Raw genomic sequence first — 25703 nt, forward strand, 5'->3', positions numbered from 1 at the left:
CCCTGCCCGCTGAAGGAGATCCTCGTGCTCCAGGCACAGCTGACCATCGATCCCGCCCACCGGGTGGCCCCCGTACGGCGCCGCACGTTCGGCACGTTCGTCGAGCACCTCGGCCGCTGCGTCTACACCGGTATCTACGAGCCAGGCCACCCCACGGCGGACGAGGAGGGGTTCCGCCGCGACGTGCTCGCGCTCACCCGTGAGCTCGGCGTGACCACCGTGCGCTACCCCGGCGGCAACTTCGTCTCCGGCTACCGCTGGGAGGACGGCGTCGGCCCGCGCGAGCGGCGCCCGCGGCGGCTCGACCTCGCCTGGCACAGCACCGAGACCAACGAGATCGGGGTCGACGAGTTCGTCCGGTGGACCCGGGTGGCCGGCCTGGAGCCGATGATGGCGGTCAACCTCGGCACCCGCGGCGTGCAGGAGGCCGTTGACCTGCTCGAATACTGCAACATCCCGTCCGGCACCGCGCTGTCGGACCTGCGGGTCGCCAACGGGGCCAAGGAGCCGCACGACATCCGCATGTGGTGCCTGGGCAACGAGATGGACGGCCCCTGGCAGATCGGGCACAAGACCGCCCGAGAGTACGGCAGGCTCGCCGCCGAGACCGCCCGGGCCATGCGCATGGTCGACCCCGGTCTCGAGCTGGTGGCCTGCGGCAGCTCCGGCTCCTCCATGCCGACCTTCGGCACCTGGGAGGCGACCGTCCTCGAGGAGACCTACGACCTGGTCGACCACATCTCCTGCCACGCCTACTACGAGGAGAAGGACGGCGACCTCGGCGGTTTCCTGGCCTGCGCCAACGACATGGAGCACTTCATCTCCACCGTCGTCTCCACGGCCGACCAGGTGGGGGCCAGGCTCGGCTCCCGCAAGAAGATCTCCCTCTCCTTCGACGAGTGGAACGTCTGGTACCTGAGCCGCGTCCAGGCCGCGGCGCCCCGGCAGGACTGGCCGGTCGCGCCGCCGCTCCTGGAGGACCACTACCACCTCGCCGACGCCGTGGCCTTCGGCAGCCTGCTCATCACGCTGCTGCGGCACAGCGACCGGGTCGCGGCGGCCTGCATGGCCCAGCTCGTGAACGTGATCGCGCCCATCATGACCGAGCCGGGCGGCCGGGCCTGGCGGCAGACGACCTTCCACCCGTTCGCGCAGGCGGCACGGCACGCGAGGGGCGACGTCGTACGGGTCGAGCCCGTCTGCCCGACGTACGAGACGGCCGAGTTCGGCGAGGTGCCCGTGCTCCACGCGGTCGCCACTCAGGACGAGGCGGGCACGACGCTGTTCGTGGTGAACAGGTCGACGGCCGAGCCGCTGGAGCTGGAGCTCGACGCGGGTCCACTGGGGGCGGGTGGAGGCGCCGTCCGGATCGCCGAGGCGACGACGCTCACCCATGAGGACGTCTACGCCCGCAACACCGCCGACGACCCCGATCGGGTGGCGCCTCGGCCCAACACGGACCACCGGAGCGATCCGCTCCGGATCGTGCTGCCGCCGGTCTCCTGGAACGTGATCAGGCTGTCGAGGGGCTGACCGGCGACCGCCCTACACTCGTTGGCCGCCGTCCTGCGGCGGCGCGTCTACGGGTGGGTCATCGAGCCGGGGCGGGGGCCGCGCACCCCCGCCCCGGCTTCTCTGTCCAGGCCGCCCGATCACCTCCTCGCCCCGAGGAACCTCGACGCGATCCGCGCTTTTCGTGATCAATGCGCCTGGTTTACGTGGGGGCGTCGTCCTCCGTCCACCGCAGTTCGTCCACCACGTCGACGACGCCGCTGACCCTGCGCGTCATGCGTACGGCGATCCGCGCGGCGCTGTGCCGGTCCATCTGGCCGGTGAGCGTCACCACGCCGTGGTGGACGTGGACGCCCACCCTGGAGGTGTCGGCCCACAGGCTCCGGTCGAGGATCTCCACGCGCACCTCGCGCTCGATGTCGCCGTCCGCGCGTACGAACGTCTTGAGCAGGTCGTGGCGGCTGACGATGCCCCGCAGCCGGCCCTCGGCGTCCACGACGGGCAGCCGCTTGACCCCGTGCTCGTCCATCAGGCGGGCGGCCGCGACCGTGGTCGTGCCGGCGGTGACCGTGACGGCGGGGGAGGTCATCAGGTCGGCGGCCGTCTCACCGGCCGCCTTGGTCCGCGCCCCGGCCTCCTGGCCGAGGCGGGCGCGCAGCCGCGCGCGCAGGGGCGGCCGGTAGCCCTCACGGTAGTACTGCTCCCTGAACTCCTCCTTGCGCAGCAGATCGCTCTCGGAGACCACGCCGATCACGCGGCCGTTCCCGTCCACGACGGGAACGGCGCCCACGGCGCGTGCGATCAGCACTTCGGCGATGTCCCTGAACGGCGTGCCGGCGTGGACGGACGCGACGTCCGTGGTCATGACGTCCTGCACCTTCATGTGCATGGCGGCCTCCCTTCCGGTCGCGGGGCGCCGCCTTTCTGTTCGGGGGAGCGGCCCGCGACTTCCATCCCATCCCCGGGCCGGGGCCCACGGGCAGGGCCGAAGGTCCCGCCGCCGTTCCGGCCTTCCGCGCCGGGCCCGCGCGCAGCCGGGCGGGCGGAAGTCCCTCCGCTTGAGGACTTTCGGCTGCTGCGCCATGGGCAGCGGACACGGTGCGATGGTGGCCGGGAGCACCAACCCCCGCGCGCCCGCGTACCGCTTGAGCACAGGAGGAGAAGTACATGGCCGGACAGATCGTCGTCGCCGTCGACGGATCGAACCCAGCGACGGCGGCGCTGGAGTGGGCGGCGGACGACGCGCGGCGCCGGGGGGCCGCCCTGAGGATCGTCCACGTGCGAGAGCCGTGGGCGCACGAATACCCGTTCCACGCCGTCGAAGGATTCGCCCAGTCCTACAGCGAGTTCTGCGAGGGCGTGCTCGCGGCGGCCGCCGCCCGCGCCCGCGAGATCGCCCCCGGTCTGGAGCTGACCACGGAGCTCGTCGAGGGGGCGGTCGTCGATACCCTGCGCACCGGGTCGGCCGGTGCCGACGCCCTGGTGGTCGGCAGCCGAGGGATGGGCGGCTTCTCCGGCCTGGTCCTGGGCTCCGTCGGCCTCGGCCTGGCCGGTCACGCGGAGGTCCCTGTCGTGGTGGTGCGCAAACCGCATCGGGACGAGTACCACGAGGTCGTCGTCGGCTTCGACGGATCACCTCATTCGGAGGCGGCTCTGCAGTTCGCCTTCGAGGAGGCCCGGGCGCGGCACGGGCGGGTGCACGCGGTGTACGCCTGGGAGATGCCGATGTTCTCGCCCTTCGCGGTCGGATACGGAACGGCACTCCAGGAGATATTCGACAACGAGTGCCGGGCGGCGCGGCTGCGGCTCGCGCCGTGGCGTGACAAGCACCCGGACGTCCCGCTCGTCGAGTCGGCGGTCTGCGGCCACCCCGTCCCGGCGCTCGCCGAGGCCTCGCTCGTCGCCGACCTCGTGGTCGTCGGGTCGCGGGGGCTGGGCGGCGTGCGCGGCGCGCTGATCGGCTCGGTCAGTCACGCCGTGCTGCACCGCGCGCACTGCCCCGTCGCGGTAGTACGGCCCCGCGACGGCGAGAACTGAAGGCGCGGACCGGCCGAGGGCCCCACCGGCGCCGGAGCGCAGGAGTGGCCCTCGTTCAGCGATGCGGGACGAGTCAGCCCAGGACGATCGTGGTCAGGGCGCGCGGCGCGATCGTCACGCTCTTGCCGCGCAGGGCGACGGGGACCACCGCGTTGTTCTCGTCGGTCACGTACGCCCTCGCCCGGCCATGCCCCTTGATCGTGTCCCAGGTGACGGGGCCCGTGCCCGTGTTGAGGATCTCGATGACGCGGGAGCCGTCGGCGTTGCGGAACGCGGAGACCTTCAGCGCGGGGTCCGAGGCCGTCGCGCCGATTCGCACCGCGCCAGGTCTGATGAACCGGCTGTAGGCGGCCATCGCCCACAGCCGCTTGGACACCCTGTAGGTCTTGTTCGTGGTGTCAACGCTGATGAACGCCCTGGTGGAGCCGCTCGAGACCCCCAGCCAGTAGATGTAGGCGGAGGCGTTGCCGAGCGTGAGCGCGTCGTTGATGGCCTGCGCGACCGTCATGCCGTCCTGGCCGCTGCCGTCGTCCCACTTCTCGTCCCAGGTGTTGCCGCTGGGGCCCCACTCCGACATCCAGGTGTTCCGGTCCGTCGGCAGCGGGGAGGTCGGGGGGCTGGCGTAGGAGTGCCCGCTGTGGACCTTCACCCAGCGCCTCGCCTCGGGGTCGGCCTCGATCGCCTCCGTGTACGCCTTGGCCTGGTTCCAGCCGAACGAGTCGCAGCACACCAGATTCACGTGCGCGGCCGTGGCCACCGGGCCGAGCACCTTGACGAACTGGGCGGCCTGGTCAGGAGTGAAGCGCATGGACTCGTAGGGGGCCGTCCAGTCGGGCTCGTTCGTGAAGCCCAAGTCGGTGATCTTGATGCCTTCCTGCTCGTAGAACTTCGCGTACTGCACGAGGTAGTTCGCGTAGGCTTGCTGCCACTCCGGCAGCAGCGTGCCGCCGTTCCTCGCGTCGCCGTTGTCCTTCATGTAGCCGGGGGCGCTCCAGGCGTCGGCGAAGAAGCGCTCGACCCCGTATCTCCGGGCCGCCTTCGCCATCCAGACCTGGCTGTTGTCGTCGCCGTCCCAGACGTACTTGGGCGGTGCGGCCGGGCCGCCCGGGTCTTCCGGCTGGATCGAGACCATCTGGTCGTACGGGACACCCGCCGGCCTCGCTCCGATGCCGAGCCGGAGGACGCTGAGCCCGGCACCCTTCTCGCGGCTGAACCACAGGTCGAGGATCTCCCGCTGCTTGTCCTCCGGCAGGGCCTTGATCAGCTCATTGCGACGGAACGCGGTGGAGACGCCGAACCCGTCGATCTTCTGGTACTTGGCGCTGTTGTCGATGTCGATGGCGACCGCCGACGCGGCCGCCGGCTGCGCCTGCCAGATCAGTGGAACGACGAGCAGTGAGGCCAAGATCAGATGTCTACGCATGGCTACTCCGGTGGTCGGTTGTCGGGGGAGGCTTTGGCGCCAGAACAGGGATCTCGGGACCTTTCGGCAAGGCCGGCGGTTCGCGACAGGGCTTCGCGCGCGAGTCTCTCCCGGTGCGGCCAATCATTGATAGCGTTAACAATTTCGGCTGATGATTGGGGTGGAGGAATCGTGCGCATACCTGAGATTGCCGCGGAACCCCGAAGTTTGGCAGGGCCCGGAAATCGCACCGAATGTGAACACCCATAGTGATAGCACGCCGGATAGTCCGGCTCAATACGTCGGGCCGGATTGGCGAAAATTTCAGACCGCTCCTCCGGTCCGACGGGTGGGAATCCGCTCCCCGGCCGTAGGGTCGCGCGCTGTGCCTGTCGGCCCGGCGACGGATGCCTTCATCGGGGCTCCGCTCGCATCGACCGGCCCCGGCCATGGAAGGGCCGGATTGATGACGGCTCTACCTGGGCAAACGCCGTGTCGTCATGAGGACCCTTCTCGGGTCGCACGGTCTCGGCTGCTGTGTGGACGCTCTTGACGGCCGTTAGCGGCGGACCTAAAATCCGGCCCGAAATATCAGTCCGAGTCCGAAAGTTTCTGATCGATTACCGGTAATAGCTCACACAGTCGGGCCGGTGGGTGAAGCCGGGCGGCGGACGGTCACGGGGTTGTTCCGGCGTGTTCGCCGGTTCGTGCGCCCGTCTCCCGCCACTCGGCGCGAAATCCCGCGTCGTCGAATTCCGCATGATTCGATCGCCTGTGAGCTTCGCGCCGAGGCGCGCACCCGCCCTTTTCGCAAACGCCGATCGCATTCATCGGCTTCATCGGCGTTGGGAGGGGCGCAAAGCCGGCACCGACCGCTGGGCCTTCATCTGTCTGGGGGGACCCCGTGACATGCGGGCTCAGAGCGTCACTTAAATCTACAACGTAAAGGAGCTCGGAAGGTTGTCACTGCTCGACCGCGTCCAGCACCGGCTTGATGTCGATGACAGGAGTGCCATCGATGGCCTCCAGCGGGTGCACACGCAGGCCGCGGACCGGGTCGGCCTCCAGGACCGTGGCCCGGTGCAGGCCGATCGGGTTGGGGCGGTCCGGGGAGCGCGTGGCGAACACGCCCGTCAACGGGTTGCTCGTCTCCCCGCGTGGGTGAACCCGCAGCGTTTCGCGATCGGCCTGGTGGAACCAGGTGAGGACGAGCACCTCGTCGCCCGCCGTCACCCCGTCAAGGGCCTCCGCGACGGCCGGGTCGACCTCCAGCCAGGCGTCCGGCGCGCCCTCGCGCCCCTGCCGCGGCGCCTCGGTGCGGTCGGTCAGCACAGACCGTACGACGCCGACGGGCCGCACGGTGAATGTCTCGGTGAACGTCTCGGGCTCACTCATGATCCGTCTCCTTCGGACGATTGGATCACCACGATGTCATCCGGCGCCGACATCTCCGGCCCGTTCCGCGGGAATGCCCACGAAATGGACGTCGAGGCGGGCACGTACGCGTTGGGGCCGAGGTCCGGCCGGCTCCTGGTCCTCACCGGCCGCGCCGGGCTGGGCGCCAAGGCCGGGCACGATCTGACGATCGAGGTCACCCGGTGGCGGGGCGAGACGGCGGTGACGCCGGACGACCCGGCGGGCTGCCGGGTGACGGTGGAGGCCGAGGTGGCCTCGATGCGGGTCCGGGAGGGCACGGGCGGAGTCAAACCGCTCACCGACTCCGACCGCGTCGAGATCGAGAAGAACATGCGTGACAAGGTCCTCAAGGCGGATCAGCACCCTCTGGTCACGTTCCGGTCGACCCGTGTCGAGGGCGATCCCGAGGCGTTCCGCGTCGAGGGCGACCTGACGATCGTGGGCGTCACGCGGCCGGTCACGGTGGAGGGCGCGCTGGCGGACGGGCGGGCCCGTGGCCGGGCGACCGTGGTGCAGTCCGAGTGGGGCATCCGCCCCTACTCCGCGTTCTTCGGGGCGCTCAAGCTGCGTGACGAGGTCGAGGTCATCTTCGACGTGCGGCTGGGGGAGGGGCGGGGCTGACATGTGTGATGCTTCGTGCACCATGGATGCGTGACTGTGGTGCGCGACGCGGCGATTGCCGAGCGGTGGGGCATGCTGGCCGATCTCGTGACCGACGGCGAGGTGGTGGTCCTGAGCGGGGCCGGCCTGTCGACCGAGTCCGGGATCCCGGACTACCGAGGGGAGACCGGTCGCAGGCGCAGGGCCGAGCCGATGACCTACCAGACCTTCGTGAGCAGCGCCGCCGCTCGCAGGCGCTACTGGGCGCGCAGCCACTTGGGATGGCGTCACATCGTGGACGCCGCTCCCAACGCCGGGCATCGCGCGGTCGCCGAACTGCAGCGCCGTGGCCTGGTCGCCGGGATCATCACCCAGAACGTGGACGGCCTGCACCAGGCGGCGGGCGCGCGCGAGGTCGTCGAACTGCACGGCAGCCTGCATCGGGTGCGCTGCCTGGCCTGCGGCCATCGCACCTCGCGGCACGCGCTGGACCGGCGCCTGCGCGCGGCCAACTCCGGCTGGCGGGCCCGCTCGGCGATGATCAACCCGGACGGCGACGCCGTCCTGGCCGCGGACGAGATCGAGACGTTCCGCACGGTGGACTGCGAGAGCTGCGGCGGTGTGCTCAAGCCCGACGTGGTGTTCTTCGGCGAGAACGTGCCGCCGTCTCGGGTCGAGGAGTGCTACGCGCTGACCGAGCGGGCCGGTCTGCTGCTTGTCCTGGGATCCTCGCTGACCGTCATGTCCGGATACCGGTTCGTCCGGCGCGCCGCCGCCCGCTCGATCCCCGTCGCGATCATCAACCAGGGGCCGACCCGGGGTGACGGCGAGGCGCTGATGACCTTCGACGTCCCGCTCGGACCGGCCCTCACCTCTCTCCTGGAGACCCTCCGTTAGCGGGGAGTCATGCCGTTCCGGCCGGACGCGGTCGCGCCTCGGTGCGGACACCCTGGCGCAGGGAACGCTCGGTGAGGCCGCCGAACAGCAGCCCGATGGCGGCCCACAGGACGAACTGCACGCCGAACGACGACACCCTGAACCACCAGAGGGTGTCGGCGGGGAAGTCGCCGGAAACCTCGTTGACCCGGGGCAGCAGGGCGTACGAGACGCCTACGAGGACGGCGTAGACGACGAAGCCCGCGAGGGTCGCGTTCCAGCCGCCCAACCGGGGTGACAGGGCGCGGCCCGCGTACGTCGCGACCGCGACGGCCAGCAGCGCGATCAGGATCATCGTGAAGTACAGCGCGGTCCGGCGGCCGATGGTGTCGGGGTTGCCGACGGCCGGGGGATTGGGCGGGTACTTCAGGATGGGGGTCACGTACACGACGACGAATCCGGCGGTCGCGACGACGAGGGCCGTGGCGCGGGCGCCGAGGGCGCCGAGGCGGCCGTGGGCGAAGGCGTACGCGATGGAGAAGAAGCCGCCGAGCGCGGCGCCGTAGACGAGCAGGGCGGTCAACAGGCCGATGGTCTCCTGGACGGTCCGGCTGACGAGTTCGGGCTCGGCTGCCTCCCCGGCAGCGGCGGCCTTGGTCTCCTCGATGGAGATGGCCGCGGCGACCTGTGGTTCGCCGGCGAACCAGGCCACGACGTACGCGAGCAGCGCGGCCGCGAGGCCGACGAGCATGCCGCGCACCAACAGGGAGCGCATGGTGGGCATCCGGCGGGCCTCAGTGGCAGGGGAAGCCGAGGAGGTGGCGGCCGTCGTGCACGAACTCGTGCACGGTGTGCCCGCTGATGAGGTGGGTGGCGCCCTGCTCCGCGCCGACGAAGTAGACCAGGATGAGCCCGACCACGGCGGCGAAGATCGCCCAAGGCAGGATCTCGCGTACGGGGATGGTGACCGGCAGGGGCCGGGATACGGGAACGGCCGGCTGAGCCATGTGAATTTCTCCTCACGGGGTCGCTCGCCCCGGTGATGGAGGACAACGGGTCAGTGTCCTGACTCCCGGTTCATCGTGTCGCCCGACCTTCCAGCCGTCTCGGCCGTGGTCATAAATGGGGACACTCCCCGGTCACAGTGGCGGGACCGTCCTGGATTCGCACCAGGTTCCTGCGCACCGTCGCCTCTGTCTTGATTTGTCCTCTAGAGCGTGCACCGTCTGCATAAGTACGTCAAGCCGTGGTCCATACTCGTGACCTATGAAGCGCGTCCTCATCATCGGCATCGGCGCCGGGGACCCAGCCCACCTCACCTTCCAGGCCGCCGCGGCGATCGCGTCGGCGGACGTGTTCTTCCTGCTCGACAAGGGCGCAGAGAAGGACGGCCTGGTGCGGCTGCGGCGCGAGCTGATCGCGGCCCACGCGCGGGAGCCGTACCGGACGGTGGAGGCACGCGACCCGGAACGTGACCGTACGAGCGGCGCCTACGTGGAGGCGGTGGCCGGCTGGCGGGCCCGGCGGGCCGACGTCTACGCGCGGCTCATCGCCGAGGAGGTGCCCGAGGACGGCGTCGGCGCGTTCCTCGTCTGGGGCGACCCCGCCCTGTACGACAGCACGATCGCCATCGTCGAGGACGTCCTGGCCAGGGGCGGGGAGCCGTTCGACTACGAGGTGATCCCGGGGATCAGCAGCGTGTCGGCGCTGGCCGCGCGGCACCGTGTCAGCCTGACCAGGGTCGCCAAGCCGCTGCACATCACGACCGGCCGCCGGCTGCCCGCCGACGTCGAGGCCGCCGACGACATCGTGGTGATGCTGGACGCGGGATGCGCGTTCGCCGACCTGCCGGAGGCCGCCGGCGCGGACGTCTACTGGGGCGCTTACGTCGGGACCGAGGACGAGATCCTCCTCGCCGGGCCGGTGCGCGAGGTCGCCGGCGAGATCCGGCGGCTCAGGGCGGAGGCGCGCGAGGCGCACGGCTGGGTCATGGACACCTACCTGCTCAGGAAGCCCGCTCGATGAGACCGGTGTCGGTCGTCGGGATCGGCGCGGACGGCTGGGCCGGTCTCACCGACGCGGCGCGCGCCGAGCTGATCGCCGCGGACGTCGCGGTCGGGTCGGCCAGGCAGCTCGCGCTGCTGCCCGCGTCGGTGGCCCCCGAGCGGGTGCCGTACCCGTCGCCGCTGGTCACGGGGTTGCCAGGGCTGCTCGACACGCACGCGGAACGCGCGGTCGTGGTGCTGGCGAGCGGCGATCCCATGTTCTTCGGGGTCGGTGCGACGCTGGCCCGGCTGCTCGGACCCGAGCGGCTGCGCGTGGTGCCGCACGTGTCGTCGGTGACGCTGGCCTGTGCGCGGCTCGGCTGGCCCGCCGAGGGCGTCGAGACCGTCAGCCTGGTCGGGCGTCCGCTCGCCGCGCTGACCGCCGCGCTCGCGCCGGGCCGTCGCGTCCTCGTCCTCAGCGCGGACGCGGGCACACCCGCGCAGGTCGCCGGCTTGCTGACCGAGCGGGGATACGGGGCGAGCCGCGTCACCGTCCTCGGCGATCTCGGCGCGGCGACCGAATCGCGCCGTGACGGCACGGCCGCCGGCTGGCCGGGCGCCGAGCCGATGCCGGCCCTGAACATCGTGGCGGTGACCTGTGCCGACGTCCCGGACGCCGAGCCACTGGGGTGGGCCTGCGGGCTTCCGGACGACGCGTACGAGTCGGACGGGCAGCTGACCAAGCAGGAGGTGCGCGCGGTCACCCTGGCCAAGCTGGCGCCCCTGCCGGGCGAGTTGCTGTGGGACGTGGGGGCGGGTTCGGGAAGCGTGGCCATCGAGTGGCTGCGGGTCCACCCCTCGTGCCGGGGCGTCGCCGTCGAGCGCGACCCCGTACGGGCGGACCGCGTCAGGCGCAACGCGGACGCGCTGGGCGTGCCGCGCCTGCGGGTCGTCACCGGTTCCGCGCCGGACGCGCTCCACGGGCTGCCGGCCCCGGCGGCCGTCTTCGTGGGTGGCGGTGTGACGGGGACCGGCGTGGTCGAGACCTGCTGGGCCGCCCTCGCCGCGGGCGGAAGGCTGGTTGCCAACGCGGTCACCGTGGAGTCGGAGGCGGTTCTCGCCGCGTGGCACGCGCGGCTCGGCGGTGACCTCGTGCGGTTGTCGGTGCAGCGCGCCTCGCCGGTGGGCGGCTTCACCGGGTGGCGTCCCCTGATGCCGGTGACCATTTGGACGGCGCGGAAGGAGCGCGAGTAGTGACGGTTCGATTCATCGGCGCGGGGCCCGGGGCGGCCGACCTCATCACGGTGCGCGGGCTGCGGGCCCTGCAGGCGGCCCCGGTCTGCCTGTACGCGGGGTCGCTCGTGCCACGCGACCTGCTCGCCGACTGCCCGCCCGGCGCGCGGCTCGTCGACACCGCCAACCTCACCCTGGATGAGATCGTCGCCGAGATGACGGCGGCGCACGCCGCCGGGCTCGACGTGGCGCGGCTGCACTCGGGCGATCCCTCGCTGTTCAGCGCGGTCGCCGAGCAGATGCGCAGGCTCGACGCGCACGGTGTGCCGTACGAGGTGATCCCCGGTGTGCCCGCCTTCGCGGCCGCCGCCGCGGCGCTGGGGCGGGAGCTCACGGTGCCCGAGGTGAGCCAGACCATCATCCTGACCAGGACGTCGGCGCGCGCCACCCCGATGCCGACCGGCGAGGACCTCGCGACGCTGTCGGCCAGCCGCGCCACGATGGTGCTGCACCTGGCCGTCCAGCGGATCGGCGCCGTCGTGGCCGAGCTGCTGCCCGCGTACGGGGCGGACTGCCCGGTGGCGGTCGTCGCACGGGCCAGCCGGGACGACGAGGAGATCGTCAGGGGCACCCTGGACGACATCGCCGACCGGGTGGTCGCGGAGGGGATCAAGCGTACCGCCGTCATCGTGGTGGGCCGGGCGCTGGCGGCGCACGAGTTCCCCGACAGCCACCTCTACTCGGCCGAGCGAGACCGGGCGTGCTCGTCCTGATCCTCGGCGGCACCGCGGAGGCGCGGGCACTGGCGGCCGGGCTGGTCGCCCTGCCCGGTCTCCGGGTGGTGTCGTCGCTGGCCGGGCGGGTCGCCGGCCCCCGGCTGCCGGTGGGCGAGGTCATATCGGGCGGCTTCGGCGGCCCGGAGGGGCTCACCCGGTGGATCGCCGAGCACGGCCCCGGCGCCGTGGTGGACGCCACGCATCCGTTCGCGCGCACGATGAGCGAATCGGCGGCGCGCGCGTGCGCGGCGACCGGTGTGCCGCTGCTCGGGCTGCGGCGTCCCGGCTGGCCGGAGGGGCCGGGGGACGCGTGGCTGCGGGTGCCGTCACTGAAGGCCGCGGCGGACGCGCTGCCCGGCCTCGGCAGCCGCGTGTTCCTCACGACGGGCCGCCGCAGCCTGCCGGTCTTCGCGCCGCTGACCGGGCTGTGGTTCCTGGCCAGGTCGGTGGACCCACCGGAGCCGCCGGTGCCCGCGAACGTCCACGTGATCCTCGATCGGGGGCCTTACACGGTGGCGGGGGAGCGCGCCCTGATCGGCGAGCACCGGCTCGATGTGCTGGTCACCAAGGACAGCGGCGGGGAGCTGACCCGCGCCAAGCTGGTCGCGGCGCGCGAGCTCGGGCTGCCGGTCGTCATGGTGGACCGGCCCCCGGCACCCGGCGGCGTCACCCAGGTGGCGGACGTCGCCGACGCCGTCACCTGGGTTCGCGATCACACGGAAAATCACACGGGATAGCGGCGCGGGGTGTAGACGGTCGCCCGGTCCGCGCGTTCGACGACGCGGGTGGTGGACGAGCCGATGATCAGCAGGCAGCGCATGTCGATCGTGGCCGGGTCGAGGTCGCCGAGCGTGGTGACCGTGACCGACTCCTGCGCGCCGCCGACGTCGCGGCCGACGACCACGGGCGTGGCCGGGTCGCGGTGTTCGAGCAGCAGGTCACGGGCCGCGGCGACCTGCCAGGTGCGGGTCTTCGACGCCGGGTTGTAGATCGCGAGCACGAGGTCGGCGCGGGCCGCGGCGGAGATCCGGCCCGCGACCACCTCCCACGGCTTGAGCTGGTCCGACAGCGACAGCACGCAGTAGTCGTGGCCGAGCGGCGCGCCGGCCCGGCTCGCCACGGCCTGCGCGGCGGTCAGGCCGGGGACCACCCGCACCGGGACGTCCGCGTAACGCGGGTCGGCGGCGGCCTCCAGCACCGCGCTGGCCATCGCGAACACGCCCGGGTCGCCCGACGACACGACCGCCACCCGCGCCCCGGCGAGGGCGAGGTCGAGCGCGTGCCGCGCGCGTTCGGCCTCGACGCGGTTGTCGGTGCGGTGCCGGGTCTGGCGCGGGTTGGGCGTGACGCGGTCCACGTAGGGGCCGTATCCGACCAGGTCGGTGGCCCCGGCGAGGACCTCCTGCGCCTCCGGGGTCAGCCAGGGCCGTCCGGCGGGGCCGAGGCCGACGACCGCGACCTCGCCCGGGCCGGTGCGTGCCGCGGTCTCCGGCACGAACGTGAGCTGGGCCGGGCTCGGGATCAGCGCCAGCGAGAAGTACGGCACGTGGCCGGGGTCCACGTCCTTCAGCGGGGCGACGCGCTGGGCGTCGGTGGTGGCGCGTTCGACGTACCAGGCCTCGTCGAGACGGCCCGCCTCGGCGAGGGCGTCGCGCACCTTCTCGAACGTGCGGCCCAGCTTGAGCACCGCCGCGGAATCCGTGCCGCGCAGCTTCTCGGCCAAGACGTCGGCGGGCAGGGTCCCGGGCAGGACCGTCAGCGTCTCGTCGCGTTCGACCAGCGGGCGGCCGAGCACGGCCGACGCGCCCGCGATCGACGTGACGCCGGGGACGACCTCGGCCGGGTAGCGGTGCGCCAGCCGCTTGTGCATGTGCATGTAGGAGCCGTAGAAGAGCGGGTCGCCCTCGCACAGGACGACGACGTCGCGCCCGGCGTCCAGGTGGGCGGCCAGCCGGGCCGCGCAGTCGGCGTAGAAGTCGTCGAGCGCGCCCTGGTAGCCGCCGGGGTGGTCGGTCGTCTCGGTCGTCAGGGGATACTGGAGCAGCTCCTCCACCTGACCGTCGCGCATGTGGTGGGCGGCGATCGAGCGCGCGATGCTGCGGCCGTGCCGGGCGGCGTGGTAGGCGATCACGTCGGCCGCGCCGATCAGGCGGGCGGCCTTCACCGTCATCAGTTCGGGGTCGCCGGGGCCGAGGCCGACGCCGTAGAGGGTACCTGTCACGTCACGTCACTCCTGCTCGCTGGCGATGGCGTTGATCGCCGCCGCCGTCATGGCACTGCCGCCCCGGCGGCCGTGGACAACCAGAAACTCCAGGCCGGACGCCGCGAGGGCGCGCTTGGACTCGGCCGCGCCGATGAAGCCGACCGGAACGCCCAGCACGGCGGCGGGCCGTCCCGCGCCCTCCGCGACCAGTTCGAGCAGCCGGAACAGCGCGGTCGGGGCGTTGCCGACGGCCACGACCGCGCCGTCGAGACGGTCGAGCCACAGGTCGAGGGCGGCCGCGCTGCGCGTGGTGCCGAGCCGCTCGGCGAGGGCGGGCACACGGGGGTCGCCGAGTGTGCAGACGATCTCGTTGGCGGCCGGCAGGCGTTTCCTGGTGACGCCGGAGGCGACCATCTGCGCGTCGCACAGCACGGGCGCGCCCGCCAGCAGCGCGGCGCGCGCCTTCGCTACCACGCCGGGGGAGTAGCCGAGGTCGGCGACCAGGTCGGTCATGCCGCAGGCGTGGATCATGCGGACCGCGACCCTGGCCACGTCGTCGGGCAGGCCCGTCAGGTCGGCCTCGGCCCTGATGGTCGCGAACGACCGCCGGTAGATCTCCGCTCCGTCGCGGACGTAGTCGTGCTCGGGCACGGACACCCCTGTTCGTTCAGTGACTCACGCGGTAGCCGCCGGGCGTGGCGACCACGTCGGTGACCCGCCCGCGCGGACGCCCGCAGCGGCGCTCGCACCCGGCCCAGTGCATGGCCCCACCCCGCAGGGCGGGCGTGCCGGACTCCGCCCAGCGCAGGGCGTCGGCCTGGACGTCGGCCAGGGCCTTCGCGCAGCCGGGCCGCCCGGTGCAGGCCGACAGTCTGGCGTACGGAGAGGCGGGATCGGTCACCAGCCCCGCTCCGGTGAGCGCGGCGGTCACCGGCCCGGCCGCCTCGGGGACCAGATCGGGCAGCACGACGGTACGCCACGGCGTCAGCCGCACCTCGGCGGGGGGCAGGTCGGCGAGCAGGCCCGCCTGCGCGGTGGTGAGCCTGCCGAGCGGCACGATCACGTCGACCGCGACCCGCCCGTCCACCTGCGGAGACACCCCGCCCTTACGCGGCTCGGCAGCCGCCACGGCCACGGGCGCGGCACCGGGAAGGCGGGCGGCGATCGTCGCGGGGCCGTCGGGGAGCTCGGCCACGCGCCAGGCGTCCCCGCGTATCGACTGGAACGCCTCCGCGGCGGCGAGAGCGACCGCGACGGCGGCGTCGGCGGTCACCGAGCTGACCGGTTCGCCCGCGAGCAGGAGCGTCAGATCCCCGCGGGCGTGCGCGGCGAGCGTCACGTCCGCGCCGAGCCCGAGGACGTCGCCGGTGCCGTCGTCGAGTGCGAACAGGAACCGGCCGGGCAGGCCGGCCAGCGCCGGACGCCCGCACAGGCCCGCGTCCAGCGCCGTCACCAGCGGCCGGACGTCGAGGACGCCCGTAGCCGACCGGCCGCTGAGGGGCGAGGCGACGATGTTGCGCACGCGTTCGTGGGTCGCCGACGGCAGCAGCCCGGCGGCGGCCATCCGCGCGGCGAACGCGGCCGGGTCCGCCAGCCCGCGCACCTGGACGTTGGCGCGTGACGTGAGCTCGATGATCCCGCTGCCCAGTTCCCCGGCGCAGGCCGCCAGCTCGCGCAGCGCGTCGATGGTCAGGGCGCCGCCGGGCACGCGGACGCGGGCCAGCGCCCCGTCCGCGGCGGCGTGCACCTGGAGCGCGCCGGGGCAGGCGTCCCGAGCCGCGCGTCCGGAAATGCCACCTATGACCACAAGCAGGATGCTAACGCCAGTTTTTCGATAGGGCCTCCGTCCCGTAGGGTCTGCGATGAACGATGGCAAGCGGAGGAAGCCGGTGTGAATCCGGCGCGGTCCCGCCACTGTGACCGGGGAGCGAACCCCACCACACGGCCACTGTCGGAAGACGGGAAGGCCGGGGTGAGCGTCGATCCGGGAGCCAGGAGACTCCTGCCGTCGTGCCGCCACGACCCGGGGCGAGGACCCCGAGGGAGGACTGTGCCATGCGCGCGGACGAGCCACTCATCGTGCTGTTGTCCACGTCGGACACCGATCTGCTGAGCGCGCGCGCCAGCGGGGCGGCGTTCCGCCTGGGGAACCCGTCCCGGCTCGCCGTGGACGACCTGCCCGTGCTGATCGAGGGGGCCGGCCTCGTGGTCGTCCGGCTGCTCGGCGGGCGGCGCGCCTGGGAGGACGGGCTGGACGCCCTGCTCGCGGGCCCGCGCCCGGTGGTCGTCCTCGGCGGCGAGCAGGCCCCGGACGCGGAGCTGATGGAGCTGTCCACGGTGAGCGGCGGTGTGAGCGGGGGCGTGTGCGCCGAGGCGCACGCCTATCTCGCGCACGGCGGCCCCGCCAACCTCGCCGAGCTGCACGCGTTCCTGTCGGACACGGTCCTGCTGACCGGTCGCGGCTTCGCGGCCCCGGCCGCCGCTCCGAACTGGGGCGTCCTCGAACGCGACTCCCGGCCGGGCGACGGCCCGGTGATCGGCGTGCTCTACTACCGGGCGCACCACATGGCGGGCAACACCGGCTTCGTCACCGCGCTGTGCGACGCGATCGAGGACGCGGGCGGCCGGGCGCTGCCGGTCTTCTGCTCCTCGCTGCGCACCGCCGAGCCCGAGCTGCTCGACGTGCTGCGCCGCGCGGACGCCCTCGTCGTGACCGTGCTCGCGGCGGGCGGCTCACGGCCCGCGACCGCGTCGGCGGGCGGGGACGACGCGGCCTGGGACGTCGGCGCGCTCGCCGGCCTCGACGTGCCGATCCTGCAGGGTCTGTGCCTGACGACCGGCCGCGCCGACTGGGAGGCCGACGACGACGGCCTGTCCCCGCTGGACGCCGCCTCGCAGGTCGCGATCCCCGAATTCGACGGGCGGATCATCACGGTGCCGTTCTCGTTCAAGGAGATCGACGACGACGGCCTGACCGTCTACGTCGCCGACCCCGAACGCGCGGCCCGGGTCGCGGGCATCGCCGTCCGGCACGGCCTGCTGCGTCACGTGCCCCCGCCGGACAAGAAGCTCGTCGTGATGCTGTCGGCGTACCCGACGAAGAACTCGCGGGTCGGCAACGCCGTCGGCCTGGACACCCCGGCCAGCACGGTCGGACTGCTGGCCCGCCTGGCCGAGGAGGGCTACGACCTCGGCGACGGGTTCCCCGGCCAGGCCGCGCAGGACGGCGACGCCCTGATCCACGCGCTCATCGCCGCGGGCGGCCAGGACCAGGACTGGCTCACCGAGGAGCAGCTCGCCGCCAACCCCGTGCGCATCCCCGCCGAGACCTACCGCGCCTGGTACGACACCCTGCCCGGCGACCTGCGCGCCGACGTGGAACGCCACTGGGGCGCCCCGCCCGGCGAGCTGTTCGTCCACGAGGGCGACATCGTGCTCGCGGCGCTGCGCAGCGGGAACGTCGTGGTGATGGTCCAGCCCCCACGCGGCTTCGGGGAGAACCCGATCGCGATCTACCACGACCCCGACCTGCCGCCCAGCCACCACTACCTGGCGGCCTACCGGTGGTTGTCGGCGGAATTCGGCGCGCATGCCATGGTCCACGTCGGCAAGCACGGCAATCTGGAGTGGCTGCCCGGCAAGTCGGCGGGCATGTCGGCCTCCTGCGGCACCGACGCGGCGATCGGCGACCTGCCGCTGGTCTATCCGTTCCTGGTGAACGACCCCGGCGAGGGCACCCAGGCCAAGCGCCGCGCGCACGCGGTTCTCGTGGACCACCTGGTGCCGCCGATGGCCCGGGCCGAGACGTACGGCGACATCGCCCGCCTGGAGCAGTTGCTCGACGAGCACGCGACGATCGCGGCGATGGACCCGGCGAAGCTGCCCGCGATCCGCGCCCAGATCTGGACCCTCATCCAGGCCGCCCGCCTCGACCACGACCTCGGCCTGTCCGAGCGCCCGCACGACGCGGAGTTCGACGAGTTCATCCTGCACGTGGACGGCTGGCTCTGCGAGGTCAAGGACGCGCAGATCCGCGACGGCCTGCACGTCCTCGGCGCGGCCCCGACCGGCGAGGCCCGCGTTAACCTCGTGCTGGCCATGCTGCGCGCCCGCCAGATGTGGGCCGGCCGCGAGACTCTGCCCGGCCTGCGCGAGGCCCTCGGCCTGACCGAGGACGGCAGCGCCGCGACCGGCGTCGTGGACCGCGTCGAGGCCGAGGCCCGCGCGCTCGTCACCGCCATGGAGGAACGCGGCTGGGATCCGGCCGCCGTCGCCGACGTCGCGGACGACCCGGCGGTCGCGCGGGTGCTGACGTTCGCGGCGACCGAGGTGGTGCCGCGGCTCGCGCGTACCACCGACGAACTCGACCACGTGCTGCACGCGCTCGCCGGTGGATATGTGCCCGCAGGGCCGTCCGGGTCGCCGTTGCGCGGGCTGATCAACGTGCTGCCGACCGGCCGCAACTTCTACTCCGTCGACCCGCGAGCCGTGCCGAGCCGCCTCGCCTGGGAGACCGGGCAGGCCATGGCGGACTCCCTGCTGGCCCGCTACCGCGCGGAGACCGGCGAGTGGCCGCGCTCGGTCGGGCTGTCGGTGTGGGGGACCAGCGCGATGCGCACCGCCGGTGACGACATCGCCGAGGTGCTCGCGCTGCTCGGCGTACGGCCCGTCTGGGACGAGGCGTCGCGGCGCGTCACCACGCTCGAACCGGTGCCGCTGGACCAGCTGGGCCGCCCGCGCGTTGATGTGACGGTGCGCATCAGCGGGTTCTTCAGGGACGCGTTCCCGCACGTGGTGGCGATGCTCGACGACGCCGTCCGGCTCGTCGCGGGGCTCGGCGAGAGTCCCGAGGACAACTACGTGCGCGCCCACGTGGACGCCGATCGGGCCGTGCACGGCGACGCCAGGCGTGCGACGCTGCGCGTGTTCGGGTCGCGCCCGGGGGCGTACGGGGCGGGCCTGCTGCCGCTCATCGACAGCGGCAACTGGCGCGACGACGCCGACCTCGCCGAGGTGTACGCCGTCTGGGGCGGCTACGCCTACGGCCGCGACCTCGACGGAGCGCCCGCCCGTGAGGATATGGAGAACGCCTACCGCCGCATCGCCGTCGCCGCCAAGAACGTGGACACCCGCGAGCACGACATCGCCGACTCCGACGACTACTTCCAGTACCACGGCGGCATGGTCGCGACCGTCCGCGCGCTGACGGGCCGCGCGCCCGCCGCGTACGTGGGCGACAGCACCCGCCCCGACGCCGTCCGCACCCGGACCCTGTCGGAGGAGACCGCGCGGATCTTCCGCGCCCGGGTCGTCAACCCCAACTGGCTCGCCGCGATGCGCCGCCACGGCTACAAGGGCGCGTTCGAGCTGGCCGCGACCGTGGACTATCTGTTCGGCTACGACGCCACCACCGGCGTCGTAGCCGACTGGATGTACGACACGCTCGCCTCGACGTATGTGCTCGACCCGGTCAACCGCGACTTCATGGCCAAGTCGAACCCCTGGGCGCTGCACGGCATCGCGCAGCGCCTGCTCGAGGCCGCCGAGCGGCGCATGTGGGAGCACCCCGACCCCGACGTGCTCGCCGGGCTGCGCGACGCCTACCTCGCGATCGAGGGCGACCTTGAGGAGGGTTCGGCGTAGGCCAGCAGTCGCCGGGCGAGCTGTGGCGCGCCCGCCCAGTGCAGGTGCAGGTAAGACGCGGTGAGCCGGGCGTCGCCGGCCCCGTCGGCGCCGCCTCGCCACCGGAAGACGGGTTGTTCGCCGCCGGTGACGATGGTCCGGTGGAACTCGTGGCCGCGGAGCCGCTCGCCCTGCCGGGTCAGCAGCGTGTCGCGTACGGCCACGGCGTCGCGGTAGCCCAACGTCAGCCGGTCGGTCATCCGCCCCACGCCCGGCACCCGGCCGCACATGGGACGGCCGTCCAGCTCCTCGCAGAGATAGAGCAGTCCCGCGCACTCGGCCGCCACCGAGCCGGGGAAGGCCGCCACTTCGGCGCGCAGCCGCTCGTTGGCCGACAGTTCCGCCGCGTACACCTCGGGGAAACCGCCGCCCACGACCAGTGCGGACGCGCCCTCGGGCAGGGACTCGTCGCGTGCCGGATCGAACACGGCGACCTCGGCCCCGGCGGCGGCCAGCATCTCGACGTGCTCGGCGTAGCCGAACGTGAACGCCGCACCGCCCGCGACCGCCACCACCCGCCGTTCGCCGGGTTCGTGTCCGTCCGACGGGTCCCACGGCTGTCCGGTGAGTGGGGACGCGGTCGCGGCGAGGCGTACGAGACCGTCCAGATCGCATGAGCCCGCCACGAGCGCGCCGAGCCGGTCCACCGCCGACACGGCGGCGGGCAGCCGCTCGGCCGCCGGGACCAGCCCGAGGTGCCGCGACGGCGTCATCACGTCGTCGTCGCGGCGGACCGCCCCCAGCACCGGCACCCCGGTCTCCTCCAGCGCGGCCCGGCACAGCTCCTCGTGGCGGGCCGACCCGAGACGGTTCAGCACCACGCCCGCCACCCGCACCCGCGAGTCGAACGTCGCGAACCCGTGCACCAGCGCCGCCACCGACCTGCTCTGCTTCCCGGCGTCCACCACGAGTATCACGGGTGCGCCGAGCAGCCGCGCCACGTGCGCGGTCGAGGCGAAGTCGCCCTCGCCGCGCCCGTCGAACAGCCCCATCACGCCCTCGACGACCGCGATGTCACAGCCCGCGGAACCGTGCAGGAACAGCGGCGTCACCCGGCCCTCGCCGGTCAGCCAGGGATCGAGGTTGCGGCCGGGACGCCCGGCGGCCAGCGTGTGATAACCCGGATCGATGTAGTCGGGCCCCACCTTGAACGGCGCGACGCGCAGCCCGCGCGCCGCCAGGGCCGCCATCAGCCCGGTGGCCACGGTCGTCTTGCCGCTTCCCGAGGCCGGGGCCGCGATCACGAGACGTGGGACGCCCGTCACCACTCGATGCCCTTCTGACCCTTCTGGCCGGCGTCCATGGGATGGCGGACCTTGCCCATCTCCGTGACGAGGTCCGCGGCCTCGACGAGCCCGGCCGGGGCGTCGCGGCCGGTGATGACGACATGCTGCGCACCCGGTCGGCCGGCGAGCGCCGAGAGCACGTCGTCGAGGTCGATCCATCCCCATTTGAGCGGGTAGGTGAACTCGTCCAGCACGTAGAACCGGTAGGTCTCCGCCGCGAGGTCGCGCTTGATCTGCTCCCAGCCCTCGCGCGCGTCGGCCGCGTGGTCGGCCTCGGTGCCCGGCCGCTGGATCCACGACCAGCCCTCGCCCATCTTGTGCCAGGCGACCGTGCCGCCCTCGCCGCTCGCGCCCAGCACGGTCAGCGCGCGCTCCTCGCCCACCCGCCATTTGGCCGACTTCACGAACTGGAACACACCGATCGGCCAGCCCTGGTTCCAGGCGCGCAGCGCCATCCCGAACGCGGCCGTCGACTTGCCCTTCCCCGGACCCGTGTGGACCATGAGCAGCGGCCTCGTCCGGCGCTGCCGGGTCGTCAGGCCGTCGTCCGGTACGTTCTCCGGCTTGCCCTGCGGCATGTCAGCCCGCCTTCCTTCGATCGCGTACGAGGTCACCGAGCGACTCCAGCGGAAGCACGCGCGCGCCCAGTCGCAGGGCGAGCGCGTGCGCCATGCCCAGGCGGACCGGGCCGCTCTCGCAGTCCACGACCACCGAGGTCACACCGGCGAGCGCGGCGGCCGCGCGGGTCACGTCGCCGCCGGAGGTCGCGCGGCCGTCGGTCACGACGACCAGCAGGGGGCGGCGGTCGGGGTCGCGGAGTCGTTCCACGCGGAGCACCTCGGCGGCGGTGGCCAGGCCCTCGGCGAGCGGGGTGCGGCCACCCGTCGGGAGCGCTCGGAGGCGGGCCGCGCCGGCTTCGACCGACGAGGTCGGGGGGAGTGCGACCGTCGCGCCCGCTCCCCGGAAGACGATGAGGCCGACCTTGTCCCTGCGCTGATACGCGTCCAGCAGCAGGCTCAGCACCGCCGTCTTGACGGCCGTCATCCGCCTGCGCGCGCCCATCGAGCCGCTGGCGTCCACGACGAACAGCACGAGGTTGCCTTCGCGGCCTTCGCGGACGGGCTCGCGCAGGTCGTCCCGCTTGAGGACCAGGCCGGGGCCGCGCCTGCCGCGGCGGAGTTGGTGCGGGGCGGCGGCGAGGAGGGTCGCGGGGAGGTCGACGGCGGCGGGGCCCGCGCCGGTCGGGACGCGGGTCCCGATCGTCCGGCCGTGCCGTCCCCGGCCACTCGACCGCCGCCCCGCGACGCCCGCTCCGACTCCGGCGACCTTGAGAACGGGAACGCGGAAGGGAACACCGGCCGCGGCCACGTCTTGGGGGCGGTCGCCGGAGCCGGTGGCGGAGCCGGATCCTTCGGGGGCGCCCGTAGTGCCTCCGGGGGTGCCTTCGGGGGCGACTTCGGGGGCGCCGTCGCCGGCGCCCGAGTCGCCGGAGCCGTCCGGCGCCTCGGGCCGGCCGGGGCCGGAGCCGGGCCCGCCGGAGTCATCGGGATCCTCCGGACCCCCGGGATCATCGGGATCGTGATCATCGGTGGCGGCGGGCTCGGTCTGGTTCAGGAGCTCGTCGAGAAGACGCTCGTCCAAGCCGGGCGCGTCGAACGGGTCCCGGCGACGCCGGTGGGGCAGTGCCAGCCGGGCCGCCACCCGGACATCCTCACGGGTCACCACGTCCCGGCCCTGCCAGGCCGCGTGCGCGACCGCGGCGTGCGCCGTGACGAGATCGGCCCGCAGCCCGTCCACCTCGAACCCCGCGCAGACGGCGGTGATCTGCCGCAGTCGCGAGTCGGGCAGCCGCACCGACCCGAGGACGGCACGGGCACGCGCGATCCGTGCGGCCAGGGCGGCCTCCTCCGCGGCCCAGCGCGCGGCGAACCCCTCCGGATCGGCGTCGAACGCGAAGCGCCGTCGTACGACCTCGGCCCGCTCGTCCGGCTCCCGCGTCGCGCGCACCTCCACGGTCAGTCCGAACCGGTCGAGCAACTGCGGCCGGAGTTCACCCTCCTCCGGATTCATGGTCCCCACGAGCAGGAACCGCGCGGCATGCCGTATCGAGACGGTCTCCCGCTCGACGTAGCAGACCCCGAGCGCGGCCGCGTCGAGCAGCAGGTCCACGAGATGGTCGTGCAGGAGGTTGACCTCGTCCACGTAGAGCACGCCGCGATGGGCCGCCGCGAGCAGCCCCGGCTCGAACGCCTTCACGCCCTCGGTCAGCGCCCGTTCCAGATCGAGCGAACCGACCAGCCGATCCTCGGAGGCCCCCACCGGAAGCTCGACGAGGGACGCCGCCCGCAGCGCTCCGGCCGCGTCGGGCTCGTGCGGCCCGTCGGGGCAGCGGGGGTCCGGCGCCCCGGGATCGCAGTGGAACCGGCACCCCGCCACCACCGCGACCTGCGGCAGCTGCGCCGCCAGCGCACGCACGATCGTGGACTTCGCGGTCCCCTTCTCCCCGCGGACGAGAACGCCGCCGACCCGGGACGAGACCGCGTTGAGCACCAGGGCCAGCTTCAGATCGGCGAGCCCGACGACGGCGCTGAACGGATAGGCGGGGTTCACAGGGCGGCCTTCCGGTTGACGTGAGCGATCCGCCAGCCGCCCGGCCGGGCGGCCAGCTCGGTGCGGGACAGCGGGGCGATGTCGAACAAGGCGGCCCGCGTCGCGGTCAGGCCGAGCGCGTGCGCGAGTGCGGCCCGGACGGGCCCGGCGTCGCAGACGGCGACCACGCGGGCGGCGTCCACGTGCACCGACTCCAGCCACGCGGCCACCCGCGCGCCCAGCTCGGCGAGACTCTCCCCGCCGTGCGGGGCGGCGTCGGGGTCGGTCAGCCAGGCGCCGAGACCCTCGGGTTCGGTCTCCGCGATCTCCGCGAACGGCCGTCCCGCCCACGTGCCGTAATCGGCCTCGGCGAGCGCCCCGACCACGATCGGCTCCCGCCCTGACGCGGCCCGTGCGGTCGCGACAGCCGCGGGCCAGGGCGCGGCGAAGACCACCGCTTCATCGGGAAGGGTCAGCGTGGCGGCCCGCGCCAGCCCCGGCGGATCGGCGTCCTCGGGTGCCGGGAAACAGGCGCGCCGCGTGCCCGGCGTCCCCGCCTGGCGGATGATCAGCATGGGCCGGCCGCTCCGCTCGCACCGCTCTCACCGGGCGGCAGGGTCCGCAGGCCGGGCGTGGGCCCGCTCCCGATGAGCGAGACCAGTGCGCCGGTGTCGACGTTCCGCTCGACCAGGTCTCCGAGCGCGTCCAGCCGCGCCTCCCGCAGCCCCGCGAACGACAGCGACGGATCGCCCCGGAACTCCCGCCCCGCCGCCCGCGCCACCTCCCCGAGGAAGGCTCGCCGGAACCCGTCGTTCTCCAGCGCCCCGTGCCAGGTCGTGCCCCACACGTTTCCGACCCGGCACCCGTCGAGGAACGGTTCACCGCCGTCGCGGGTGACGACTCCGTGGTGGATCTCGTACGCGCGTACCGGGTGCCCGTAGCCCTCGCCGGCCGGTCGCCCGAGCGTCTTCTCCCTCGCGAACGCGACGTCGGCGGGGAGCAGCCCCAGGCCGGGCACCGTGCCCGCGCCGGACTCCACGTGGTCGGTGATGGTGCGGGCGAGCATCTGATACCCGCCGCAGATCCCGAGCACCGGGCCCGTCCTGCGGACGACGAGGTCGGCGATACCGGTGTCGCGCAGCCAGGCCAGATCGTGCACTGTGGCCCGCGAGCCCGGCAGAACGAGCAGGTCCGCGTCGGCGCAGGCGGCGGGTGAGGTGACGAAGTCGACCGTGACCCCCGGCTCGGCGGCCAGCGCGTCCACGTCGGTGAAGTTGGAGATGCGCGGATACCGCACGACGGCCACCCGCAACGCGCCGTCAGCCGCCGCGCTCCCCGTGTTCGCGGGCCGGTTGTCGAGCGACAGCGAGTCCTCGACATCCATCCACAGCCCGTCGAGCCACGGTACGACCCCGTAGACCCGGCGCCCGGTCAGCCCTTCGATCATGTCAAGCCCCGGCGCGAGCAGCTCCCGCGCGCCCCGGAACTTGTTCACGATGAATCCGGAAATATGCGCCTGGTCGACGGCGTCGAGCAGGGCGACCGTGCCGTACAGGTGCGCGAAGACGCCGCCGCGGTCGATGTCGCCCACGATGATCACAGGCAGCCCGACGGCTCTGGCCAGCCCCATGTTCGCGATGTCCCCCGCCCGGAGGTTGATCTCGGCCGGGGACCCCGCCCCCTCGCAGATCACCACGTCGAACTCGTCGGCCAGCCGCCGGTAGGACTCCACGGCGATCGCGCGCAGCTCGTCGCGGCGCGCGCCGTATTCCATCGCGTCCACGTCCGCGACCGGCCGTCCGCGGACGACGACCTGGCTGCGGCGGTCGCTGCCCGGCTTGAGCAGGATCGGGTTCATGTCGGCTGTCGGCTCCAGCCCGCAGGCGGCCGCCTGCACGGCCTGCGCCCGCCCGATCTCCGCGCCGTCGGCCGTGACGTAGGAGTTCAGTGACATGTTCTGCGCCTTGAACGGCGCGACCCGTACGCCGCGGCGGGCCAGCCACCGGCACAGCCCGGCCACCAGCACGCTCTTCCCGGCATCGGAGGTGGTGCCCGCGACAAGCAGGCCGCCGCCGGGCGCCACGTCCATGGGACGTCCCCCCTGGG

At 73.3% G+C, this 25703-nt stretch carries 22 protein-coding genes and 2 riboswitches; of the genes, 9 read left to right on the forward strand and 13 right to left on the reverse strand.

Translation table 11 applies throughout. From position 1 onward, the window contains the following. Positions 1-24: 24 nt before the first annotated feature. Positions 25-1533: an alpha-N-arabinofuranosidase gene (locus HHX35_RS22810; protein WP_182900789.1), complete on the forward strand. Its 1509-nt coding sequence runs from the start codon at positions 25-27 to the stop codon at positions 1531-1533. Between the two features lie 181 nt (positions 1534-1714). Here the strand turns inward: HHX35_RS22810 and HHX35_RS22815 are convergent, their stop codons facing one another. Further along, on the reverse strand, positions 1715-2401 hold the full coding sequence (locus tag HHX35_RS22815) for a CBS domain-containing protein (protein ID WP_182900790.1): 687 nt from the start codon (positions 2399-2401) through the stop codon (positions 1715-1717). Positions 2402-2679: 278 nt separating this feature from the next. Between HHX35_RS22815 and HHX35_RS22820 the strand changes: the two genes are divergently transcribed. Next, complete coding sequence (locus HHX35_RS22820; RefSeq protein WP_182900791.1) at positions 2680-3549, forward strand: universal stress protein; 870 nt, start codon at positions 2680-2682, stop codon at positions 3547-3549. Positions 3550-3622: 73 nt separating this feature from the next. Here HHX35_RS22820 and HHX35_RS22825 read toward each other — a convergent pair whose 3' ends face one another. Both HHX35_RS22825 and tsaA read right to left on the reverse strand, forming a co-directional pair. After that, a complete protein-coding gene (locus HHX35_RS22825) occupies positions 3623-4972 on the reverse strand; it encodes a glycoside hydrolase (RefSeq protein WP_182900792.1) in 1350 nt (449 codons plus the stop codon). A gap of 942 nt (positions 4973-5914) precedes the next feature. Continuing rightward, a complete protein-coding gene (gene tsaA / locus HHX35_RS22830) occupies positions 5915-6346 on the reverse strand; it encodes a tRNA (N6-threonylcarbamoyladenosine(37)-N6)-methyltransferase TrmO (protein WP_182900793.1) in 432 nt (143 codons plus the stop codon). Positions 6347-6379: 33 nt separating this feature from the next. On the opposite strand from tsaA, the gene HHX35_RS22835 reads away from it, so the two are divergent. Beyond that, on the forward strand, positions 6380-6988 hold the full coding sequence (locus tag HHX35_RS22835; protein WP_259405301.1) for a YceI family protein: 609 nt from the start codon (positions 6380-6382) through the stop codon (positions 6986-6988). Between the two features lie 72 nt (positions 6989-7060). Continuing rightward, entirely contained in the window at positions 7061-7864 is an 804-nt protein-coding gene (locus tag HHX35_RS22840; protein WP_182901032.1) for an NAD-dependent protein deacetylase, read from the forward strand. 7 nt (positions 7865-7871) lie between these two features. On the opposite strand, the gene HHX35_RS22845 is transcribed toward HHX35_RS22840, so the two are convergent. Continuing rightward, positions 7872-8618, reverse strand: a complete 747-nt coding sequence (locus tag HHX35_RS22845) for a CbtA family protein (RefSeq protein ID WP_182900794.1) — start codon at positions 8616-8618, stop codon at positions 7872-7874. A gap of 19 nt (positions 8619-8637) precedes the next feature. Continuing rightward, the gene (locus tag HHX35_RS22850) at positions 8638-8850 is read right to left on the reverse strand and encodes a CbtB domain-containing protein (RefSeq protein WP_182900795.1); all 213 of its coding nucleotides are present in this window, start codon (positions 8848-8850) and stop codon (positions 8638-8640) included. A 30-nt stretch (positions 8851-8880) separates the two neighbouring features. Then, positions 8881-9085, reverse strand: a riboswitch (cobalamin riboswitch). A 24-nt stretch (positions 9086-9109) separates the two neighbouring features. On the opposite strand from HHX35_RS22850, the gene cobF reads away from it, so the two are divergent. The 4 genes from cobF to HHX35_RS22870 are packed head-to-tail and all read left to right on the forward strand — an operon-like array spanning position 9110 to position 12574. Further along, positions 9110-9868 (forward strand): precorrin-6A synthase (deacetylating), encoded by a 759-nt coding sequence (gene cobF / locus HHX35_RS22855; protein ID WP_182900796.1) that lies wholly within the window; start codon positions 9110-9112, stop codon positions 9866-9868. Beyond that, positions 9865-11082: a precorrin-6y C5,15-methyltransferase (decarboxylating) subunit CbiE gene (gene cbiE, locus HHX35_RS22860; protein ID WP_182900797.1), complete on the forward strand. Its 1218-nt coding sequence runs from the start codon at positions 9865-9867 to the stop codon at positions 11080-11082. The genes cobF and cbiE overlap by 4 nt, the downstream gene beginning before the upstream one ends. Next, positions 11082-11834 (forward strand): precorrin-4 C(11)-methyltransferase, encoded by a 753-nt coding sequence (gene cobM, locus HHX35_RS22865; RefSeq protein ID WP_182900798.1) that lies wholly within the window; start codon positions 11082-11084, stop codon positions 11832-11834. Before cbiE ends, cobM begins: the two co-directional genes overlap by 1 nt. Beyond that, positions 11822-12574 carry a cobalt-precorrin-6A reductase gene (locus HHX35_RS22870; protein ID WP_182900799.1) on the forward strand — a complete coding sequence of 251 codons (753 nt, stop codon included), beginning with the start codon at positions 11822-11824 and terminating at the stop codon, positions 12572-12574. The genes cobM and HHX35_RS22870 overlap by 13 nt, the downstream gene beginning before the upstream one ends. Here HHX35_RS22870 and HHX35_RS22875 read toward each other — a convergent pair. Genes HHX35_RS22875 through cobG form a run of 3 tightly spaced genes read right to left on the reverse strand, consistent with a single transcriptional unit; the run spans position 12562 to position 15847 of the window. Next, the gene (locus tag HHX35_RS22875) at positions 12562-14058 is read right to left on the reverse strand and encodes a precorrin-2 C(20)-methyltransferase (RefSeq protein WP_182900800.1); all 1497 of its coding nucleotides are present in this window, start codon (positions 14056-14058) and stop codon (positions 12562-12564) included. The genes HHX35_RS22870 and HHX35_RS22875 overlap by 13 nt on opposite strands. Positions 14059-14064: 6 nt before the next feature. Beyond that, positions 14065-14691, reverse strand: a complete 627-nt coding sequence (locus HHX35_RS22880) for a precorrin-8X methylmutase (RefSeq protein WP_310739235.1) — start codon at positions 14689-14691, stop codon at positions 14065-14067. 16 nt (positions 14692-14707) lie between these two features. Further along, positions 14708-15847, reverse strand: coding sequence for a precorrin-3B synthase (gene cobG / locus HHX35_RS22885; RefSeq protein ID WP_182900802.1), 1140 nt, complete (start codon positions 15845-15847; stop codon positions 14708-14710). A 72-nt stretch (positions 15848-15919) separates the two neighbouring features. Then, a riboswitch (cobalamin riboswitch) is annotated at positions 15920-16042 on the forward strand. Positions 16043-16095: 53 nt separating this feature from the next. On the opposite strand from cobG, the gene cobN reads away from it, so the two are divergent. Then, the gene (cobN, locus tag HHX35_RS22890; protein ID WP_182900803.1) at positions 16096-19683 is read left to right on the forward strand and encodes a cobaltochelatase subunit CobN; all 3588 of its coding nucleotides are present in this window, start codon (positions 16096-16098) and stop codon (positions 19681-19683) included. Here cobN and HHX35_RS22895 read toward each other — a convergent pair. From HHX35_RS22895 to HHX35_RS22910, 5 genes are read right to left on the reverse strand one after another with little or no spacing between them, the layout of a single operon-like run. Next, positions 19641-20987 (reverse strand): cobyrinate a,c-diamide synthase, encoded by a 1347-nt coding sequence (locus HHX35_RS22895; protein ID WP_310739237.1) that lies wholly within the window; start codon positions 20985-20987, stop codon positions 19641-19643. The genes cobN and HHX35_RS22895 overlap by 43 nt on opposite strands. Continuing rightward, a complete protein-coding gene (cobO, locus tag HHX35_RS42690) occupies positions 20984-21586 on the reverse strand; it encodes a cob(I)yrinic acid a,c-diamide adenosyltransferase (RefSeq protein WP_220505757.1) in 603 nt (200 codons plus the stop codon). The genes HHX35_RS22895 and cobO overlap by 4 nt, the downstream gene beginning before the upstream one ends. 1 nt (position 21587) lies before the next feature. Continuing rightward, on the reverse strand, positions 21588-23618 hold the full coding sequence (locus HHX35_RS22900) for a VWA domain-containing protein (protein ID WP_182900805.1): 2031 nt from the start codon (positions 23616-23618) through the stop codon (positions 21588-21590). After that, positions 23615-24172 (reverse strand): histidine phosphatase family protein, encoded by a 558-nt coding sequence (locus HHX35_RS22905; protein ID WP_182900806.1) that lies wholly within the window; start codon positions 24170-24172, stop codon positions 23615-23617. The genes HHX35_RS22900 and HHX35_RS22905 overlap by 4 nt, the downstream gene beginning before the upstream one ends. After that, positions 24166-25686 carry a cobyric acid synthase gene (locus tag HHX35_RS22910; RefSeq protein WP_182900807.1) on the reverse strand — a complete coding sequence of 507 codons (1521 nt, stop codon included), beginning with the start codon at positions 25684-25686 and terminating at the stop codon, positions 24166-24168. Before HHX35_RS22910 ends, HHX35_RS22905 begins: the two co-directional genes overlap by 7 nt. Positions 25687-25703 lie beyond the last annotated feature (17 nt).

This window comes from Microbispora sp. H10830 (assembly GCF_014161375.1).
GTDB lineage: Bacteria > Actinomycetota > Actinomycetes > Streptosporangiales > Streptosporangiaceae > Microbispora > Microbispora catharanthi.